Annotated in this window: 20 protein-coding genes, 1 other RNA gene and 1 riboswitch; of the genes, 4 read left to right on the top strand and 17 right to left on the bottom strand. The window is 36.0% G+C overall.

The window, feature by feature from the left end; all coding sequences use genetic code 11:
- Positions 1-4 precede the first annotated feature (4 nt).
- The 3 genes from pbuX to BPMYX0001_RS07250 form a co-directional block, all read right to left on the bottom strand.
- Entirely contained in the window at positions 5-1,327 is a 1,323-nt protein-coding gene (gene pbuX / locus BPMYX0001_RS07260) for a xanthine permease PbuX (protein ID WP_003196428.1), read from the bottom strand.
- A gap of 2 nt (positions 1,328-1,329) precedes the next feature.
- Entirely contained in the window at positions 1,330-1,923 is a 594-nt protein-coding gene (locus BPMYX0001_RS07255) for a xanthine phosphoribosyltransferase (RefSeq protein ID WP_033798772.1), read from the bottom strand.
- Between the two features lie 106 nt (positions 1,924-2,029).
- A riboswitch (purine riboswitch) is annotated at positions 2,030-2,131 on the bottom strand.
- Between the two features lie 125 nt (positions 2,132-2,256).
- Positions 2,257-3,003, bottom strand: coding sequence for a type I methionyl aminopeptidase (locus BPMYX0001_RS07250; RefSeq protein ID WP_029427542.1), 747 nt, complete (start codon positions 3,001-3,003; stop codon positions 2,257-2,259).
- Positions 3,004-3,443: 440 nt separating this feature from the next.
- On the opposite strand from BPMYX0001_RS07250, the gene BPMYX0001_RS07245 reads away from it, so the two are divergent.
- Both BPMYX0001_RS07245 and BPMYX0001_RS07240 read left to right on the top strand, forming a co-directional pair.
- Positions 3,444-3,917 carry a cytochrome c oxidase subunit II gene (locus tag BPMYX0001_RS07245; protein ID WP_003196423.1) on the top strand — a complete coding sequence of 158 codons (474 nt, stop codon included), beginning with the start codon at positions 3,444-3,446 and terminating at the stop codon, positions 3,915-3,917.
- Positions 3,914-5,563 (top strand): b(o/a)3-type cytochrome-c oxidase subunit 1, encoded by a 1,650-nt coding sequence (locus BPMYX0001_RS07240; protein ID WP_033798771.1) that lies wholly within the window; start codon positions 3,914-3,916, stop codon positions 5,561-5,563. Before BPMYX0001_RS07245 ends, BPMYX0001_RS07240 begins: the two co-directional genes overlap by 4 nt.
- A 90-nt stretch (positions 5,564-5,653) precedes the next feature.
- On the opposite strand, the gene BPMYX0001_RS07235 is transcribed toward BPMYX0001_RS07240, so the two are convergent.
- The 11 genes from BPMYX0001_RS07235 to BPMYX0001_RS07190 all read right to left on the bottom strand — a co-directional run bounded on the left by BPMYX0001_RS07235 (position 5,654) and on the right by BPMYX0001_RS07190 (position 14,876).
- Complete coding sequence (locus BPMYX0001_RS07235) at positions 5,654-6,211, bottom strand: SMI1/KNR4 family protein (RefSeq protein WP_006094326.1); 558 nt, start codon at positions 6,209-6,211, stop codon at positions 5,654-5,656.
- Between the two features lie 94 nt (positions 6,212-6,305).
- Positions 6,306-6,785: a GNAT family N-acetyltransferase gene (locus BPMYX0001_RS07230; protein ID WP_003206633.1), complete on the bottom strand. Its 480-nt coding sequence runs from the start codon at positions 6,783-6,785 to the stop codon at positions 6,306-6,308.
- A gap of 84 nt (positions 6,786-6,869) precedes the next feature.
- Positions 6,870-8,387 (bottom strand): carboxypeptidase M32, encoded by a 1,518-nt coding sequence (locus tag BPMYX0001_RS07225; protein ID WP_006094325.1) that lies wholly within the window; start codon positions 8,385-8,387, stop codon positions 6,870-6,872.
- A 147-nt stretch (positions 8,388-8,534) separates the two neighbouring features.
- Positions 8,535-10,472 (bottom strand): ATP-dependent DNA helicase, encoded by a 1,938-nt coding sequence (locus tag BPMYX0001_RS07220; protein ID WP_003196413.1) that lies wholly within the window; start codon positions 10,470-10,472, stop codon positions 8,535-8,537.
- Positions 10,473-10,605: 133 nt separating this feature from the next.
- On the bottom strand, positions 10,606-10,791 hold the full coding sequence (locus BPMYX0001_RS07215; RefSeq protein ID WP_003196411.1) for a DUF3921 domain-containing protein: 186 nt from the start codon (positions 10,789-10,791) through the stop codon (positions 10,606-10,608).
- Between the two features lie 62 nt (positions 10,792-10,853).
- Complete coding sequence (locus tag BPMYX0001_RS07210) at positions 10,854-11,993, bottom strand: THUMP domain-containing class I SAM-dependent RNA methyltransferase (protein ID WP_018764299.1); 1,140 nt, start codon at positions 11,991-11,993, stop codon at positions 10,854-10,856.
- Positions 11,994-12,173: 180 nt separating this feature from the next.
- Positions 12,174-12,565: RNase P RNA component class B (gene rnpB / locus BPMYX0001_RS30405), an RNA gene on the bottom strand.
- An 87-nt stretch (positions 12,566-12,652) separates the two neighbouring features.
- Positions 12,653-12,988 carry a cell division regulator GpsB gene (gene gpsB, locus BPMYX0001_RS07205; RefSeq protein ID WP_016114126.1) on the bottom strand — a complete coding sequence of 112 codons (336 nt, stop codon included), beginning with the start codon at positions 12,986-12,988 and terminating at the stop codon, positions 12,653-12,655.
- A gap of 97 nt (positions 12,989-13,085) precedes the next feature.
- Positions 13,086-13,640 carry an SLOG family protein gene (locus tag BPMYX0001_RS07200; protein WP_003196406.1) on the bottom strand — a complete coding sequence of 185 codons (555 nt, stop codon included), beginning with the start codon at positions 13,638-13,640 and terminating at the stop codon, positions 13,086-13,088.
- A gap of 56 nt (positions 13,641-13,696) precedes the next feature.
- Entirely contained in the window at positions 13,697-14,236 is a 540-nt protein-coding gene (locus BPMYX0001_RS07195) for a CotD family spore coat protein (RefSeq protein WP_006094323.1), read from the bottom strand.
- A gap of 151 nt (positions 14,237-14,387) precedes the next feature.
- On the bottom strand, positions 14,388-14,876 hold the full coding sequence (locus tag BPMYX0001_RS07190) for a YppG family protein (protein ID WP_003204284.1): 489 nt from the start codon (positions 14,874-14,876) through the stop codon (positions 14,388-14,390).
- Between the two features lie 175 nt (positions 14,877-15,051).
- Here BPMYX0001_RS07190 and BPMYX0001_RS07185 point away from each other — a divergent pair, with 175 nt between their 5' ends.
- Positions 15,052-15,243: a YppF family protein gene (locus BPMYX0001_RS07185; protein ID WP_006094322.1), complete on the top strand. Its 192-nt coding sequence runs from the start codon at positions 15,052-15,054 to the stop codon at positions 15,241-15,243.
- Positions 15,244-15,266: 23 nt separating this feature from the next.
- On the opposite strand, the gene BPMYX0001_RS07180 is transcribed toward BPMYX0001_RS07185, so the two are convergent.
- The 3 genes from BPMYX0001_RS07180 to BPMYX0001_RS07170 all read right to left on the bottom strand — a co-directional run bounded on the left by BPMYX0001_RS07180 (position 15,267) and on the right by BPMYX0001_RS07170 (position 17,324).
- A complete protein-coding gene (locus BPMYX0001_RS07180) occupies positions 15,267-15,593 on the bottom strand; it encodes a YppE family protein (RefSeq protein WP_006094321.1) in 327 nt (108 codons plus the stop codon).
- Between the two features lie 33 nt (positions 15,594-15,626).
- Complete coding sequence (locus BPMYX0001_RS07175; protein ID WP_003206610.1) at positions 15,627-15,869, bottom strand: hypothetical protein; 243 nt, start codon at positions 15,867-15,869, stop codon at positions 15,627-15,629.
- Positions 15,870-16,298: 429 nt separating this feature from the next.
- Positions 16,299-17,324 (bottom strand): DUF2515 domain-containing protein, encoded by a 1,026-nt coding sequence (locus tag BPMYX0001_RS07170; protein ID WP_006094320.1) that lies wholly within the window; start codon positions 17,322-17,324, stop codon positions 16,299-16,301.
- Between the two features lie 103 nt (positions 17,325-17,427).
- Here BPMYX0001_RS07170 and recU point away from each other — a divergent pair, with 103 nt between their 5' ends.
- On the top strand, positions 17,428-18,030 hold the full coding sequence (recU, locus tag BPMYX0001_RS07165; protein ID WP_003196400.1) for a Holliday junction resolvase RecU: 603 nt from the start codon (positions 17,428-17,430) through the stop codon (positions 18,028-18,030).
- The last annotated feature ends 31 nt before the right edge of the window (positions 18,031-18,061 follow it).

Raw genomic sequence — 18,061 nt, 5'->3', positions numbered from 1 at the left:
TTGTTTATGCTTCTGTTACAGCACTTTGCATTGGAATTTGCTCTTCTTTTGTTTTCGCTTTGCGCTGCGGAATCATATTAAACACAATATTTAAGAGTACAGCTGACGCACTTCCAAGTACAATTCCGTTATCTGTTAAAATACGAATACTTTCTGGAAGCTGAGAGAATAACGTTGGAACGACTGTTACACCAAGGCCAATTCCAACAGAGCATGCTACGATTAATAAATTTTCTTGTTTTGCAAAGTCTACACTACTTAACATTTTAATACCGTATGCCATAACCATCCCAAACATTGCTAGCATGGCACCACCAAGTACTGGCTTTGGAATAATCGTTGTGATAGCTGCAATTTTTGGAATAAAACCAAGAACGATTAACATACCACCGCACGTATAAATAATGACGCGATTTCGTACACCTGTTAATTGAACAAGACCTACGTTTTGCGAATAAGTCGTATATGGAAATGCATTAAAAATACCACCTAAGATCATCGCTAATCCTTCGGCACGATAACCCTTTGTTAGCTCTTTTTCACCAATCTTTTTGTTACATATATCGGATAAAGCGAAATACACGCCAGTTGCTTCCACAATCCCAACACAAGCAACGAGAATCATCGTAATAACCGGCGTTAACTCAAATGTTGGTGTGCCAAAGTAAAACGGTTGAATACCGTGAAACCACTCTGCTTCTCCAACAGCCTGCAAGCTCACCTTTCCCATAAATGCTGCAATAATCGTACCAAATAAAAGACCAAGTAATATAGAAATAGAACGGATAAAACCATCAAAGAAGCGGTACATAATTATAATAAATAGTAAAACACCAAATGCTAACGCTAAGTTTTCTAGACTTCCAAAATCCTTACTTCCAACTCCTCCAGCCATGTCATTAATAGCCGCTGGAACTAATGTAACTCCAATAACTGTAACAACAGAACCCGTTACTACAGGCGGGAACAGTTTCACAAGCTTTCCAAATAATTTTGCAAAAATAACAACGAACAATCCTGCTGCAATAATTGCTCCATATATAGAAGAAACACCGTACTGTTTACCGATGGCGATCATCGGTCCAACTGCTGTAAACGTACAACCAAGTACAACAGGAAGGCCAATTCCAAAAAATCGATTCGATAAAGCTTGTAAAATTGTTGCGACACCACACATTAATAAATCGATGGATACTAAGTATGTTAATTCTCGTTGATTTAAGCCAAGTCCTCCGCCAACAATAAGTGGAACAATTATTGCTCCTGCATACATCGCAAGCATATGTTGCACGCCAAGGGATGCGATTTTAAATGGGTGTTGCTTCATGACTATTTCACCTCCGCAGTCTCATGCTGAACAAATGTAACAGTACCGTTATCAAGTGATGCAATTTCTGCAAGTGATTCTAGACGAACACCGTTCTCACGTAGTTTCTTTCCTCCGTCTTGAAATGCTTTTTCAATAACAATTCCAATCCCAGCAATACTTGCACCGGCTTGCTCTACTAAACTCATTAAGCCTAAAGCAGCCTGACCGTTTGCTAAAAAGTCATCAATGATTAATACACGATCATTTTCATGGATATGATTTCTAGATAATGAAATCTCATTCGTTTCTTGTTTTGTAAATGAGTATACTTTTGCAACATACATATTATCTTGTAACGTTAACGATTTCCGCTTTCTTGCAAAAACCACTTTTACACCAAGCTCTAAACCTGCCATAACCGCTGGTGCAATACCCGAAGATTCAATCGTCACGATTTTCGTAATATTATCTTCCTTAAAACGCTGTGCAAACTCTTTTCCTATTTTCTGCATAAGTACTGGATCAATTTGATGATTTAAAAAGGCATCTACCTTCAACACATCACCAGATAAAACCTTTCCTTCGTTTAAAATCTTTTCTTGTAATACTTTCATGTTTGCTCCCCCTCTTATGCAAATAAAAAACTCCAAAAGCAGCCACCACTCGTTACAAGTGAGAGACGTGCTTTTGGAGCTTGGCAAAAAAGAATGCTAAACCAGCAATATATTCGTCCTCACCCATAGTCAAAGTATTTACGGTACTTCGGTAGAAACTTGCAGGCCATATCCCCGCGATTATATGAGTGTAGCTAACCTATTTATTTTATAGAAGGATTATAACGCACTTTTTTTACTTTGAAAAGCGTTTCTAGAAAAAACACGTACAAATTTTACAAAAACATCTTTTTCGTTCGAGTTTTGAAACCTCTTACATTTCGTATTCTTCTACTAGAGACTCGTTAAAATAACTGGTCCATCCTTTGTAATTGCTATCGTGTGCTCGTATTGCGCTGCCAATTTTCCATCCATCGTACGGGCAGTCCATCCATTTAAATCTACTTTTGAATATCGCATACCTACATTTACAATCGGTTCGATCGTTATTACCATTCCTTCTTGTAATTCTGATCCTTGACCTGACTTTCCAAAATGAAAAATTGCTGGTTCTTCATGGATTTCTTTACCAATTCCATGTCCTGTAAAATCCCTTGCGACAGAAAACCCTTCCGAAGCTACATAACTTTCAATCGCATATCCAATATCACCTACACGATTTCCGATTATCGCTTGCTCAATTCCTTTATATAAAGCATTTTCCGTTACTAGTAATAACTTTTCTGCTTCATTAGAAATATCCCCTATTTTATGAGTCCATGCAGAATCAGCAAGAGCACCATTTAAGTTCACTACCATGTCAATCGTAACAATATCACCTCCCTTTAATGGGTGAGTAGTCGGAAAACCATGACACATTTCATCATTCACAGATGCACATATTGCATATGGATAATTGTTATATCCTTTTTGTTCAGGTGTCGCACCATTCTTTTCTAAATACGTTTCAACAAATGTATTAATTTCCAATGTCGTGATACCTGGTTTTATTATTTTCGCAATTTCTTGATGACACGAAGCTAGTAAATTTCCCGATTCGCGCATCAAATTTATTTCTTTTTTCGTTTTTATTGTACTCATGAAATCTCCCCTCGATAAAAGCTTTCCAAATTTAATCATACACATCCTCCTCAACAATTTCAAAAGAGCATTCATTTCACATTTTTTTCACAAATTAACATTCCAAAACTTGTAAGAATCCGCAACTTTATAAGTTCTCATCATAGACATAGTTTTTATTGTATCAATGAACACTTTTTGAAAGCACATTCGGACGTGATAAAATTATCTAAATTTTTTGTATTATAAAAATGTAAGATTTCATTTATTCAAGGAGGGGTATCATGGGGGAACATAATTTACATCAGACAGAAACTGAAGACACTCAAAAAAGTTCGTTAAAAGGAACTTTAATCTCTGTTTTTTTTTATTGGTTTTTTCATTATTTTCACGTGGTTTAGCGTCTATCAAATTTTTGTTAATCGGCTATAAGATATAGTTCTGAAAAGGGAGATGGAGATATGCACTTACATAAATACGAAAAAATTTGGCTCATTTTCGGTGTCGGCTCACTGTTCGTATTTTTGGCTGTTTTAGGGATTAGTGCTTTTTATATGGGTAACAAACCACCGAGTTGTTTAACTACAATTGACCCAGAAAAGGTTCAAGCGACCGCACCATTTGATCAACCCGGCGTTAAACAAGTTGGAAAAAATCATTATCAAGTGACGATTGTCTCACAAGCTTTTTCTTTTACACCAAATACAATTAAAGTACCAAAAGGTGCAAAAGTAGATTTTGTCGTTGCAACAAAAGATGTTGTACATGGTTTTGAAATCGCAGGGACAAATGTCAACATGATGATTGAACCTGGATATGTAAGTACCGCTTCACAAGTTTTCAAAAAATCTGGAGAGTATTTAATTGTCTGTAATGAATATTGTGGTACTGGCCATCATATGATGAGCGCGAAAGTAGAGGTGACCGACAAATGATTGCACTGCAGGATAAAATAAGCAAACGAGATGCAAAATTAGCAATGGCTCATATTCACATCGCATTTATCGCCCTGTTTTTAGGTGGGTTATGCGGATTACTACAAGTTCTTGTCCGTTCAGGAAAATTCAATTTACCTGCTGGTATTGGTTATTATCAAGTGTTAACGACACACGGTGTTTTACTCGGGCTTGTCTTAACAACGTTCTTTATTATCGGTTTCTTATTTGCTTGTATGAGTAAAACAACTGGTGTCCTCTCAAAAGGTACCCGACAAACAGGCTGGATTGGTTTTTGGCTTATGACAATTGGAACAACAATTACTGCAATTTTTATCCTACTCAATAAAGCTACTGTACTCTATACGTTCTATGCTCCATTAAAAGCACATCCTGGATTTTACATTGGCCTTACCCTTGTTATTGTCGGAAGTTGGTTCAGCGGATTTGCAATGTTTGCTCAGTATCGTACATGGAAAAAACATAACAAAGGAAAAATAGGTCCTCTGTTAAGCTTTATGGCTGTTGTGACAATGACACTATGGCTTGTTGCAACACTTGGTGTAGCGGCAGCAGCACTTATTCAATTTATTCCATGGAGCCTAGGCTTTATTGATAAAATTGACGTCCTGGTCAGCCGAACACTATTTTGGTACTTCGGTCATCCGCTCGTTTATTTTTGGCTCCTTCCTGCCTATATGGCTTGGTATGTCATTATACCGAAAATTATTGGCGGTAAAATTTCCAGTGACTCACTAGCTCGTTTGTCATTCATCTTATTTTTACTATTTTCTATGCCTGTAGGATTCCACCACCAATTAACAGAACCAGGTATTGACCCTGGGTGGAAATACTTACAAGTTGTCTTAACGTTTATGGTTGTCATTCCATCTTTAATAACCGCCTTCTCTTTATTTGCAACCTTTGAACAGTTTGGGCGTTCAAAAGGAGCTACTGGACTATTCGGATGGCTTCGAATGCTCCCATGGGGAGATGCTAGATTTTTCGCTCCATTCGTCGGTATGTTAATGTTTATTCCAGCTGGTGCTAGTGGACTTGTCAATGCAAGTAACCAACTAAACCAGGTCGTTCATAATACTGTATGGATAACTGGGCATTTCCACTTAACATTAGCAACATCTGTTGTATTAACATTTTTCGGAATCGCCTATTGGTTAATTCCACATCTAACAGGACGCGTCATGACAAAGGAAATGAACCAGCTTGCCATGATTCAAACTTGCGTGTGGGCTATCGGTATGTTCTTCATGTCTGCTGGTATGCACTTTGCCGGGTTACTCGGAGCACCTCGGCGTTCTGCTTTTTCTACATATGGAAATTCGCAGCAAGCACTTGAATGGATTCCATATCAAATTGCGCAAGCAGTCGGAGGCGCCATTTTATTCGTTGGCATTGTTATCGCAATTATTATTTATGTGGATCTTGTCTTCTTCGCTCCAAAAGGACAAACGGAATTCCCAATTGGTGAAGTAGCTGATGCATCTGAACGGACACCGATGGTTTTCGATAATTGGAAGCTTTGGATTGGCATTACAGCTCTACTCATTTTATTCGCTTATACCATTCCGTTTATCGATATGATTCAAAATGCTCCGCCCGGTTCAAAAGGGTTTAAATTATGGTAAGTGAAAAGCAGAGGGGATATCCCCTCTGCTTTATTTCGAGAATAGCTATTTAATCAGGTACCTGCAGGCTTAATAAGCATAATCCTTTTCTTAATATTCTTCCTTGATTTGTTCGCTATCATCATAGACTTCCCCATTTACAAGCCCTCTAATAAAACTCTCAAAGTCTTTTGCTAACCATGTAATTTTATAATCATATTCTTGATCGATATGTACAACACAAGGCTCTCCTTTCGGGCCGCACTCCCTATAATCAAGAAATATCATATCGTGTCCAGCCGAGGGACAATCACAAATAGCTACTCCTATTTCAGGATATCCCCATTCTTCAATCCAAAATTCACTACCAAATTCTCCACCTAATGAAGAACTTTTTTTATATCCAATACCATAAATACCAGTTATAGCAACATGATCCTCTGCCCAACTTGTAGGAATATCTGTAGGAAAACAATCGTTTATTGGAATTCCCCCATTATGCTTCTTCATTAACCAAATATAAGATTCAGGTAGCTTATACCCTAATTCATTTTCTAGTTTAGAAATCATTTCATCTGTAAGATATTCAGAAATATATTCATCTCTTGCATATTCGCTGTCATCCCAAAAGTTATTAAAATCAAAATTATCAAAACAACCCACTTTCATATCCCTCCCTAAATTTCAAAAAAATGTATTTTTATGTACGATAGAATCCATAAAAAACATAAATCACTACTAAGCAAATCGTTTCAAAACTATTTTATCTTGATGGGCATAAAGTCACATACATCATTTTTAAAAATTCAAAGCGACTTCCATTTGTCTCTTGAATAAAAGCTCCAACTGCTTCAAAACCTGCTTTCTTATAAACATTAATTGCCCTTTGATTAAATGTTGCCACTGATAACGTTATATACTTAGGTTGATATTTTTTTTCACAAAAAACCAGACCTGCCTTTATAAATACCAAACCTAATCCATTTCCAGTCAGGTTTGGTTTCATTCCAAGTCCAATATCCACTGTATGTATATCTACTTTATTAAAACTAAAAAATCCAACAAGCCTATTATTCTCACTAACAGCAAAAGTCGTTTCTCCGCGTATTTTAGGATCTAAAAACTCCACTAAATCTTCTTGATCGGCTTCCATATCATAAAAAGAATACTTATCCTCATAGTGCCATTTAAACGCAATTTCTTCTGCTTGCTCTTGTGTCATCACTTCAAAAGTATAATTCACTTCTCTTCCTCCTTAAGCAACGCACATATACAGTAAAATGTTAATTCATAAAAAGGAGCTGCATTAAAGCAGCTCCTTTTCTTTTTATAACTCATAAATCTCTTTATATTTCGCTTCTAAATAATCCGCTAAATAATTTGCATTTAACCCTTCACCTGTTATATCCTCTAATATTTGTAATGGTTTTTTCGTTTTACCATATTGGTGAATATTTCTTGTTAACCATTCACGAATTGGTGTCACATTTCCTTCTTCTAGCAATGCATCGAAGTTTGGAATTTCCTCTAACATCTTATGTTTAAATTGCGCTGCATACATATAACCAAGTGCATAAGATGGAAAATATCCAAAAGATCCATCTGACCAATGTACATCTTGTAGCACACCCTGTGCATCCGTTTCTGGACGGATACCTAAATAACTCTCCATCTTGTCATTCCATGCTGCCGGCAAGTCTTTTACTTCTAATGTTCCATCAAATAATTCTTTCTCCAGTTCATAACGAACCATAACGTGAAGCGGATATGTAAGTTCATCTGCCTCAATACGTATAAAGGAAGGTTTTGATTCATTAATCGCATCATAGAATTCATTTACAGATACGTTTTCAAATTGCCCATCACTAGATTGTTTCAATATATCATAATTTTTCTTCCAGAACGATTTATTACGTCCAATAAAGTTTTCAAAGAATAGCGATTGCGATTCATGGATTCCCATCGATGTACCACTGCAAAGCGGTGTTCCTTCTAATTCTTCTGAAATATTTTGTTCATATACAGCATGTCCACATTCATGAATTGTTCCGAAAACTGCCATGCGGAAGTCATTCTCATCATAACGAGTTGTAATGCGAACATCCCCTCTATTTAATGTAATTTCAAAAGGATGTATCGTTTCATCAAGACGGCCAGCCTCGAAATTATAATTTAATTGCGTTAGTAACTCTAAAGTAAAATTCTTTTGTTGTTCTTTTGAAAAATGTTCAAATAAGACATTTGTTTTTAATTCTTTATTTGATTCACCAATATCTTTTACAAGTGGAACAATACGCTCACGTAGTTGTCCAAATACATGATCTAACACTTCTACTGTCATACCTGGCTCATACATATCTAAAAGCGTATTATACTTATAAGTTTCATAACCCCAATATGTAATAAATTTTTTCTTATATTCAACAATTTTTTCTAAGTATGGTCGGAACATTTCAAAATCAGATTTTTCACGTGCTTCTCCCCAAACACTTTCCGATTTTGCTTGCAATTTAACAAACTCTTCATACTCGGCCTGTGGAATTTTTTTATTTCGATCATACGCTTTGCGGCACTCTTCTACAATTTTCTTTGTTGTTTCGGAAATTTTATTATCTACTATTAGCTGTTCTAATTCTTTTAAATATCTTTCCATCTCATCAGAAGTTGATAATGAAAATACCTCTGATGAAAGCATTCCTATTACCTCAGAGCGTTGATCCACACCTTGTTTCGGTGCTCCTGTACGTAAATCCCAAAATATTAGGCTTAATGCTTCCCCATAATTATTTATCTTTTTCACGTGTGCTAAAAACTCTTTTTCTACTTCATATGTAGCGATTGTCATATTTTATTGCCTCCTTTTTCTACCTCACCTATATTTCGACATAAAGATATAAAGTCCTTTTCCATATAGAAAGAAAAAGCTTAGCAAACGCTAAGCTTTTTCCATTGGTGAGGGGTGCCGAAAACCGCTACTGATTACAGTTTCACTTTATAGTACCGTACCTTCTACTGGAAGTACTTTCTTTACAGCCTCAATAACCTTTTCATTTTCATTCTCTGATAAGAATAACGAAATAGCACCTTTATCTTCGCTCGTACGAATTAAACGTCCAATTCCTTGACGAAGACGTAAAATCATATATGGTACATCTACATCCCAAAACGGATCATTAACATGCTTACGTTTCGCTTCAAACACAGGATCGTTTGGAGGGAATGGTAGCGACCAAATAATGACATGTGATAGTGAAGAACCCGGAATATCTAAACCTTCCCATAAATGAACAGCGCAAAGCACAGTCTCTTGTTCATTTTGGAAGCGGGAAACAAGCTGACTAATCTCTTGATCTCCTTCATATAAGAACGGAACAGACATTTGTTCTTTATTCACATATTCTTTGAACGCCGCAAGTTCTTGTGTTGTGCGGAATAATACAAGCGTACGCCCATTTGTTTTTTGAATGTTCTCAAGCGTATACTGACATTTTCGTTCCCATTCATTTTCCTGGTTATACGATGGTAAGTATACTTTCATTTGCTCTTCATAATCAAATGGAGAAGCTACTGAGAATGATAAATAATCTTTTACCCCTAAACTATTTGCTGTAAATGCGAATGAATCATTTTCAGATAATGTAGCAGAAGAGAAGATATACGGAATCTTTTTCGAGAATACTTTCTCCTGTAGCACTTCTTCTACCGCACGTGGCATAATAACTAACGTAAAGGCACCATCACCTTCTTCTCCCCATGTAATTACATTTTTCTCATGCATAAAGAGACGAAGTGAATGTTCCAGTACATCTAAATGCTCATCAACGATATTTAAATCATAAGTGTTTACTGTATACATTTCACTTTCAAATACAAGAGCATCACCAACTTCAGCAATTTTGGCATAAAGTCGTTTCGCTTCTGTAATCACTTTTTCTGTTACTGTAATTTCTAAACGATCTGATCCAGCAATTTCTTTTTTACTTTCTCTTAATACATCAAAGAAACGCTCTGTTTGCCAAATTGTCTCTTCTACTAAATGAGCAAACTCTTCTCGAATATCATTTTGTAATAATCTTGTTAAGAGTTGCTCCATCATCGTTTGCTTTAATCGATACGTCAGTGCTTTTTGCGCTGCGTATTCCACAAGGTGTCCTTCATCAAAAACAACGCAACTGCTTTCTGGTAAAAGCGGCATTTGCCCTTCGCGTTTACGAGCATCATATGTCCAAATATGATCCATATAGAAATCTTGAGAGCAAATAATTAAATCTGCTGCTTTACGGTAATGTTCACGAGAGAGCGTTTGACCACAACGGTGACGAGAATCACATGTGAAGCAGTCTTGGAAATAATCCCAAGATACCTTTGACCATTCTTCGTCATTTAATAATGGAAACTCTTTTCGATCACCGTAATGCGTAAAGTTTTGCATTGTTCCATGATCAAATACAAACTGAGGTAATTCATAATATAGATCTTCAATTACTTCTGGAGCTCGTCCACTCATTACATCTTCAAGTTTACGTAAACATAAATAATTATCCATTGATTTCGCTAGACGTACATCAACAGATAACCCTAATGCTTCTGATAATTTCGCAATGTCCCCTTCTTCTTTCACAAGCTGCTCGATTAGCGTTTCGTCTGCACAAGCAATAATAGCTGGCTTTCCTGTATAACGCGCATAACAAATTGCATATAAAAGATACACAATCGTTTTTCCCGTTCCTACACCCGCCTCTGCGAACATAACTTTCTTCTCTTGAAACGCTCGTTCTAATTGGAATGCCATAAAAATTTGTTCATCGCGTTCTTCAAAACCTTTTTCTGGGAGGATATCGTAAAACACATCTCCAATCCACTCATTCAACTTATCATAAAAATTATCTTGTTTCCCTACTTCAAATGGTAATCTCTTCTCAGTAAACATCCTTAGCCTCCAACCAAAAAGTTTTTCTATAAAAAGATATAGCAACTGCTATATCTAAATAGCAGTTGCTTTCCCCTGTTGCAATACATAGAAATGAGCGAAAAAAATTTTCCTTTATATAAAGGAAAATTTTTCACTCTATTAATGACTTTAAGTAACGCTTATCAATCAATGTCTCATATGATAATGCAGATAAATATTCTTCCTGTGCTTTCTGTATTTCATCTGCAACTACACCCTGAAGATTAATTTCTTTTCCAAGCTCATCATACGTACGATGAATGGCCTTTTGAATCATCGACAATTGGAAACCATCCATATTTATTCCTCCTTTTGCACATTACATAATAGCCAGTATATGCGCGTCAAAGAGGTTTTATACTATGAATTACGAGGTGGGCGTTTACCAAAGTACTGGTAATAGTCTGTACGAATAAAACCGTTAAATAGTTTACGCTTTTTCGATGCATCTTTTCCATAACATTTTTCAAACGCTTCATAGCTCGTTAATAAATACAGTGACCACGTATCTAATGGGCGGAATACTTCTCCCATTTCTTTATATAATTTTTCAACAAGCGCTTTTTCACTTAAACGTTCTCCGTATGGAGGATTCGTTACAACATAGCCATATTCCTCTTTTGTTGTAAAATCTTTTACTTGCATTTGTTTAAATGAAATTAAGTCACCCAGTCCAACTTCATCAGCATTGTCCTGTGCAACTCTTATCATACGGTGGTCGATATCTGATCCAATAATTTGCAATGGTTGATCATAATTCGCTAAATCTTCTACTTCTTGACGAGCCTCACGCCAATTTTCTTTACCAATCCAACCCCATGCATCTGATGCAAACTCACGGTTAAAACCAGGAGCAATATTTTGACCAATTAAAGCTGCCTCAATCGGAATTGTTCCAGATCCACAAAACGGATCAACAAACGGACGATCTGGCTTCCAATTTGTAAGTTTAATTAAAGATGCCGCTAATGTTTCTTTCAAAGGCGCTTCCCCTTGGTCAAGGCGGTATCCACGTTTATGAAGACCAACGCCACTCGCGTCAATTGTCAATGTTGCAATATCTTTTAGCATCGCAATCTCGATACGGAATAAAGGACCATCTTCTTCAAACCAAGTTGTACGTCTATATGTTGTCTTTAGTTTCTCAACAACAGCCTTTTTCACAATACGTTGACAATCTGAAACACTAAATAATGTTGATTTTAAAGACTTCCCAATTACAGGAAACTCTCCATTTTCTGGAATGTAATCTCCCCAGTTCAATGCTTTTGTTTTTTCAAACAATTCATCGAATGTTGTTGCTTTAAATTCACCAACTTTAATTTTCACACGATCTGCAGTGCGTAACCATAAATTAGTGCGACAAATCGCTTTTGCATCCGCTTCAAACGTTACTTTTCCGTTTTCTACTTGGCATTCATAACCAAGATCGCGAACTTCTCTTGCAACTAAAGCTTCAATTCCCATTGCTGCTGTTGCAATTAAAGTAACTTTTCCCATTTGCATTCACCTCTTATGTATAATCAAACAATAATTAATAGCTTTTCCTTCTATTAATTATTAAATATTACGAAGTATTTTCTTATTTACCATTTTAACTCACAAGTTATAACTTCATACAAATAAAAAGCCCTCCTCTTACAAAGGAGAGCTGAGTCATTCCATAATTGGTTCATAACGTTCTGTAAGCCATGTTCTGTTCCTTTGTACTGCAAACGGCCCACGCCTCGTACTCCGGTGGCAATCATCTATCTACAGGTTACTCGAACCTGTCCTTTTCCATCGTTCATTTCCTTGGAAAAGATTCCCCTACCATTATTTGGGTTTCTCGCTCGTGGGGTTTACCTCGTTCCACTCCTATCATTTCTTCAAGGACTTCGTCACTGTGGCACTTTAAAGGTAGTCAAACCATATCCAAAAGGACTTAGGTTTTTTCCCTGCCGTTAATCCAGCCTTACAGCCAGAATACCCTAGCTTATGAATTGGCTAGGCACGAACACTACAACCATCTCAGGTCGTGCGAGCATGGACTTTCCTCTACAACGTTGGCGTTGCAGCGATTACCCAAACGTTATGACAAACATTAGTATAGTGGAAACAAAAAGATTTTGCAATGCTTTTTTATATGTAAAATGCTTTAATCTTTTTCTGTCCCTAGATTACTCGTATAACTTACTTCCAAATACAGCTTTTTCCAGATTAGATAAACGCTTTAAAATATCCGTGTTCGTATTGTTGTATACAGGTTGTGCAACCGGTGTTGGAGCTGGTTGTTGCGGTACTTGCACTGCCGCTACTTTTTGCTCTTCTAATTCACGTTTTAAACGAACATTTTGTTGCTGTAATTGCTCAAGTTCCTTATGAAATGCCTCATAATCCTTAATAATCATATCAAGAAACTTATCTACTTCTTCTTGCTGGTAACCTCTCATACCTGTTTTAAATTCTTTTTCCAAAATATCTTTCGCTGTTAATTTAATTTTATCCGAAATCATTTTCTTCACCTCAAATTTTTACCAAAACTTTCATTAACTAAATTTTTTCAGAAACAATGTCTTTTGTCAATCCTATATACATGAGCTATATTACATATTACTCGGCATTATCCCACTGTTCCTCTTCTATTATATCTTGTAAATCAGAAAAAAGAATGAAATAACTGTGATAATTTTCTATTTCGCCTTTTTTCTTTGCTGCTTCTACTATGTATTTAGGACTTCCTGGTTTTTCTTCATCATACACTGCCAAAAGTGCATTACTTTTTTCAATAAAAAATTGATTTTTTAATCGAAATTGCTCAGGACTTTCATATTTTCTTTTCGTAATACTATCAACATGATCTGCTTGCCCTAGAATAAACTCATATAGTTCCCGATTTCCCTCTTTCCAATTTTCCTCTTGTTCTAAAAAAGGAGTAAACACAGCAAGCTTTAAATTAGGATATTCTAGCTGCAAGTCAAAAACAACTTCAGCAGCCCATAACTCTACTCCTAACTGCCCACTAATAATAACCCATTCCAACCCTTCTTCTATAAAAGCAAGTAACTTACGATGCAATGCTTTTTTTATACAAATAACGCCTGGATGATCATCCTTAAATATCCCAAGTTCAAATGGTTTATATCCTGTTACCGCAACAACTTTCATATCAACACTCCAATAAAAAGAAAAGAACTAGCATTTTGCTAGTTCTAACATAACATTTACTTTTTAAACATTCCACCTACATTTGGTCCTGGTCCGTATGGAGATACTTGTGGTCCTACATTTGGTCCTGGTCCGTATGGAGATACATGATGCCCATGGCCACACGGTCCGCCGAATCCTCCAACTCCAGGTCCGCCGAATCCTCCAACTCCAGGTCCGCCGAATCCTCCAACTCCAGGTCCGCCGAATCCTCCAACTCCAGGTCCGCCGAATCCTCCAACTCCAGGTCCGCCGAATCCTCCAACTCCAGGTCCGCCGAATCCTCCAACTCCAGGTCCGCCGAATCCTCCAACTCCACCGAATCCTGGTGCAACAGGTTCTACAACATTCACATTTGAAACTGTTTGCGGGAAGAAATGTTGACTTTTAACTTGTTGATGATGAACATGTGTTGTATGAGTTGGGTGAATATGTGGTACCACCGTTGTGGAAAAAGTGTTCGTTACACATTGCTTTGTTGGATGAACGACAGGAGGTGTTGCGCAAATAGGTCCTACAGGTTTATGCCCTCCAAAACAAGGATGACAATGATACATAGTTTTTTTCTCTCCTCTCTCATTAAAAAATCTGACTACACTTTACAATATGAGAAAGGGGTAAAAGCCGCTTGTTATATATACCCATTTATTTAATGGAAATTTGTCTATATAATAGCCATTTAAATATGATAACTTGGACACGCAACTATCATCCTTTAGCAAAAAAGCCGCCAACTTGTTTTACAATCCCAGTGACTTGATTCATAGCATTCATCATTTGGCCTGCTGTATTCATCATTTTATTCACATCATAGTTACCATCTGACGTCTTAAATTGAGATACGAAACTAGAAAATTGACTTGGCTGCTGTTGTTGCTTTTGTTTATTCATCGTTGGATATGGTTGAAAAGGCTGTTTCGGTGGGTAAAACATTGATGGCTGATTCATAAAAGATTGTGGTTGCTGTGGTACATAAGATTGTGGTTGCTGTGGTACATAAGATTGCTGATTCATATAGGACTGTGGTTGCTGATTCATAAAGGATACTTCAAATGGCTGATAATAATTCGCTTGATTTCCATAATAAGGTGCAAATGGGTGCATATTATAGCGTAAATATGGATCTTCATTATATTGATAAAAATCCGGTTGTGTATACGAATTGATGTGTTGGTATACATTAGATTGCTGAAACATGCATTCTCCCCCTCTAACTAAGTTTCTACATATAGAATATGTACCTATAAAATAAAATGTGTAACCTTATAAATGTCTATTTTTGTCGGAAGTTTAAATTTTTAAAAAAATAAGAAAGTAAGCCTTTTCATGTTATGATAATGAAGAAGAAGATTCTCATTGGGGAGGAATCAACATGATATTAGGGGATTTAAAACAAGCTTTCGCTCAAAAAAAGGGGTACTCTACAGAGGATATGAATGAGTTGCTTGATTTTGCTAGACATCACTATTTAGAAGGAAAAATCTGCATCTCAGAATACCGAGTATTAATACGTGAATTAGAAATAAATGGGGCGAAACCCACACATACAACTGTAGAATCATAAAAACAAGAGGGTTTTCCCTCTTGTCACTTACATTGTTCTATTATGTTCTGCAACGTGTATAAAATCGCCTGATGTGTTTCATAAAACCGCTTACCTTTTCCCTTATTTACAAAACATTGCAGTGCATTATTTTGTAAATTCTCATACACTTGGTCAATTTGTTGCACATGTATATACTTAGGCTTTTCATGTTTTATCCATTGATAAGCTAATTCTTTCCACACTTCTAACTCTTGATCAACCATATCCACAAAAGGCTTCATATCTTGATAAAAATCAAACTCTTTCTCTTCTCTTTTTTTTATAATCGTTTCATCATTGTACTGTATTAATTTTATTGAAGACTGCATTAATTTTCCATAATCCAATTTATTTCCACCCTCTTATGCACTTACTATGACGTTTTGAAACGTTTGAAGCCAACTTCCTTTTTCTTCGTGATGTAATAATTTATCCTCCATATGTTGAATGTGCATTTCTGTTATTTCTCCTCGATTACATATATCTTCACGTTTATCTTTTAAAGAATGATTAACTCTAAGTGAAACATTCATTTCCAGCAAATCAAGAGCACTTAACATTTGATCCATTTTTTTCATTACATTTTCCTTCTGAACCATCGCCATTTATAAAACGCCTCCTTCTTTGCTTTTCCTTTGTCATGTTATTTCGACGGGTCACTTACCACTCCTGCACAACTGACAAAACTAGTTGATATTCGGCAAAGAAATCGGTTTGTATGAGTTTTATAGAAGTGGTAACAATACAAAAGGGAGGTGTTTACCATGGCTAAAAATAAAAATAAAAATGAGAAGAAGAAAAAACAAAACACACAGCAAAATAAACCTGAAACTGGAAATCCGAAGCTAGATGGTCCGAACTTTCCTGCTACATAAAGTAAAACTTTAATCGGCGGGTCTATTTCTCTTACCTAGCTTCCTCAATTTCCCCTACATTTCAATTGGAATCATACTTATTGAAACTGTATAAAAACATGAATCGATTTATGTAATCCATTCGTCCCGACTCCCTGTCAGAGAGCGGGACTTTTCTTATTATATCATGAAGTCATTGTTCCTTTTAAAAAAGCTATTCAATGAAGAAAAAAGATGTATTTGTTGTTGTTTTTGTAAAAACCATTCTGTAATATTAACTTCTTCTTTCAGTTCCTGAAAGAAAAACAATGCCTCAATATCCATTTTTTTATGGAACCAATCTTTCGTTACGTTATGGTGATGTAAAACAATTGAGAAAGCATCTCTTAACTGCGGTGTATCTTTTTCTTTTGGAATTATAAAGTACCGCTCGTAATCCATTCTTGATCCTGTAGGAAACGTTCGCAAGGAAAAATCGTAAAATAACGTTTCATATTTAGGATGAAATAATAGCCAAGCTAATTTCTTTCCGAGTTCTATACGTTTTTGTAATGTTTCAAATTGATAAACCGAAAAACCATATAGTTGTCCTTTTGTAGTCGGAAAAATTACAGCACTAAAATGAAAGAGCTCTTGAAATTTAAACAGTAAAGTTTGGAATACGTGCTTTTGAAAATATGGGTGTTCAATAATCGGTTTTTGAATCCTATTTTGTTCATTAATAATAAGTGCTGTAATAAGACGTGTGAGATCTCTTTTATTCCAAAAATCATTCCATTCCTTCTCCATAAAAATAGATACGTTAAAAAACTGTAATAAGTGAAAGATTGGTTTATTCATTTTCTTGCTGTACTCGTATAACAACAATTGTGGGTATGCATCTGAAAAAATAAGCCAATTTGCACTTTCATAAGTAAGGAACAGTTGCTTCCTCATTCTTTCAGATAAAATATTCGGATAATATTCCCCTGCTAAATCTGTCATATTCCACCCAGAATTTCTCGAAACCATACTCGCCAGAAATGACCACCGGATTTCTTTATTTCTCAAGTAATATTCTTGATAAGCCTGTGTGCGTGAAATATTATCTATATTTGCTAGAGCCGTCTGTTGTTTCATATACGCTATTAATTGTTTCTCTTCTATTGTACAAGAAAGTCCACTGCGCTCTCTATTTATTTTCTCATACTCATTCTGCATATGCATACAGGAATCACCACATCTCTCTTGAAAAAAATCGCATCTTTTTTGTTTTTTTTGATATAATCACCTTTGTAAGTAATTCTAGGTAAGTTGGGGTGGACAAACTATGACCATTCGTTATCCAAACGGAAAAAGGTATAATCAAGCGTTACAACCTCAAAAAACACAATTTAAAAAACATACTTATAGCAATAGAGGTATGTCTCTGGAAGAGGAACTAAATGAAACAAATCAATATTATTTAACCCATAATATTGCATGCGTACATAAAAAACCCACTCCTCTTCAAATTGTAAAAGTGGATTACCCCGCTCGAAGTGCGGCGGTTGTGAAAGAAGCTTATTTTAAACAGCCTTCTACAACAGACTACAACGGTGTATACAAGGGGAAATACATTGACTTCGAAGCGAAAGAAACAAAAAATAAAACAAGTTTTCCGCTACAAAATTTCCATCTTCATCAAATTAAGCATATGGAACAAGTAATAGCTCATAACGGAATTGCATTTGTTATTATTAAATTTACACTTTATGACGAGTTTTATTTACTTGATGCGAAACATGTCGTTTCATTTTGGAATCGCCAAGATGCTGGTGGACGCAAATCGATTAAGAAACAGGAAATCGAAGAGCACGGATACTTGTTATCATGCGGTTATCACCCTCGAATTGATTATATTCGTGTACTAGACATGGCTTATTTTTCGTGATAGAGTCAACAATAAGGCTCTTTTTTCGACT

Origin of the sequence: Bacillus pseudomycoides DSM 12442, assembly GCF_000161455.1 — a bacterium.
GTDB classification, from domain to species: domain Bacteria; phylum Bacillota; class Bacilli; order Bacillales; family Bacillaceae_G; genus Bacillus_A; species Bacillus_A pseudomycoides.
The sequence above is the reverse complement of the archived record's forward strand: the minus strand, read 5'-3'. Positions and strand labels throughout refer to the sequence as shown.

Bases quoted from the DNA above. Each gene is read 5' to 3' on its own strand.
- pbuX (WP_003196428.1), bottom strand. From the start codon at position 1,327: ATGAAGCAACACCCATTTAAAATCGCATCCCTTGGCGTGCAACATATG.
- BPMYX0001_RS07255 (WP_033798772.1), bottom strand. From the start codon at position 1,923: ATGAAAGTATTACAAGAAAAGATTTTAAACGAAGGAAAGGTTTTATCT.
- BPMYX0001_RS07250 (WP_029427542.1), bottom strand. From the start codon at position 3,003: ATGAGTACAATAAAAACGAAAAAAGAAATAAATTTGATGCGCGAATCG.
- BPMYX0001_RS07245 (WP_003196423.1), top strand. From the start codon at position 3,444: ATGCACTTACATAAATACGAAAAAATTTGGCTCATTTTCGGTGTCGGC.
- BPMYX0001_RS07240 (WP_033798771.1), top strand. From the start codon at position 3,914: ATGATTGCACTGCAGGATAAAATAAGCAAACGAGATGCAAAATTAGCA.
- BPMYX0001_RS07235 (WP_006094326.1), bottom strand. From the start codon at position 6,211: ATGAAAGTGGGTTGTTTTGATAATTTTGATTTTAATAACTTTTGGGAT.
- BPMYX0001_RS07225 (WP_006094325.1), bottom strand. From the start codon at position 8,387: ATGACAATCGCTACATATGAAGTAGAAAAAGAGTTTTTAGCACACGTG.
- BPMYX0001_RS07220 (WP_003196413.1), bottom strand. From the start codon at position 10,472: ATGTTTACTGAGAAGAGATTACCATTTGAAGTAGGGAAACAAGATAAT.
- BPMYX0001_RS07215 (WP_003196411.1), bottom strand. From the start codon at position 10,791: ATGGATGGTTTCCAATTGTCGATGATTCAAAAGGCCATTCATCGTACG.
- BPMYX0001_RS07210 (WP_018764299.1), bottom strand. From the start codon at position 11,993: ATGGGAAAAGTTACTTTAATTGCAACAGCAGCAATGGGAATTGAAGCT.
- gpsB (WP_016114126.1), bottom strand. From the start codon at position 12,988: ATGATTTCGGATAAAATTAAATTAACAGCGAAAGATATTTTGGAAAAA.
- BPMYX0001_RS07200 (WP_003196406.1), bottom strand. From the start codon at position 13,640: ATGAAAGTTGTTGCGGTAACAGGATATAAACCATTTGAACTTGGGATA.
- BPMYX0001_RS07195 (WP_006094323.1), bottom strand. From the start codon at position 14,236: ATGTATCATTGTCATCCTTGTTTTGGAGGGCATAAACCTGTAGGACCT.
- BPMYX0001_RS07190 (WP_003204284.1), bottom strand. From the start codon at position 14,876: ATGTTTCAGCAATCTAATGTATACCAACACATCAATTCGTATACACAA.
- BPMYX0001_RS07185 (WP_006094322.1), top strand. From the start codon at position 15,052: ATGATATTAGGGGATTTAAAACAAGCTTTCGCTCAAAAAAAGGGGTAC.
- BPMYX0001_RS07180 (WP_006094321.1), bottom strand. From the start codon at position 15,593: ATGCAGTCTTCAATAAAATTAATACAGTACAATGATGAAACGATTATA.
- BPMYX0001_RS07175 (WP_003206610.1), bottom strand. From the start codon at position 15,869: ATGGCGATGGTTCAGAAGGAAAATGTAATGAAAAAAATGGATCAAATG.
- BPMYX0001_RS07170 (WP_006094320.1), bottom strand. From the start codon at position 17,324: ATGCATATGCAGAATGAGTATGAGAAAATAAATAGAGAGCGCAGTGGA.
- recU (WP_003196400.1), top strand. From the start codon at position 17,428: ATGACCATTCGTTATCCAAACGGAAAAAGGTATAATCAAGCGTTACAA.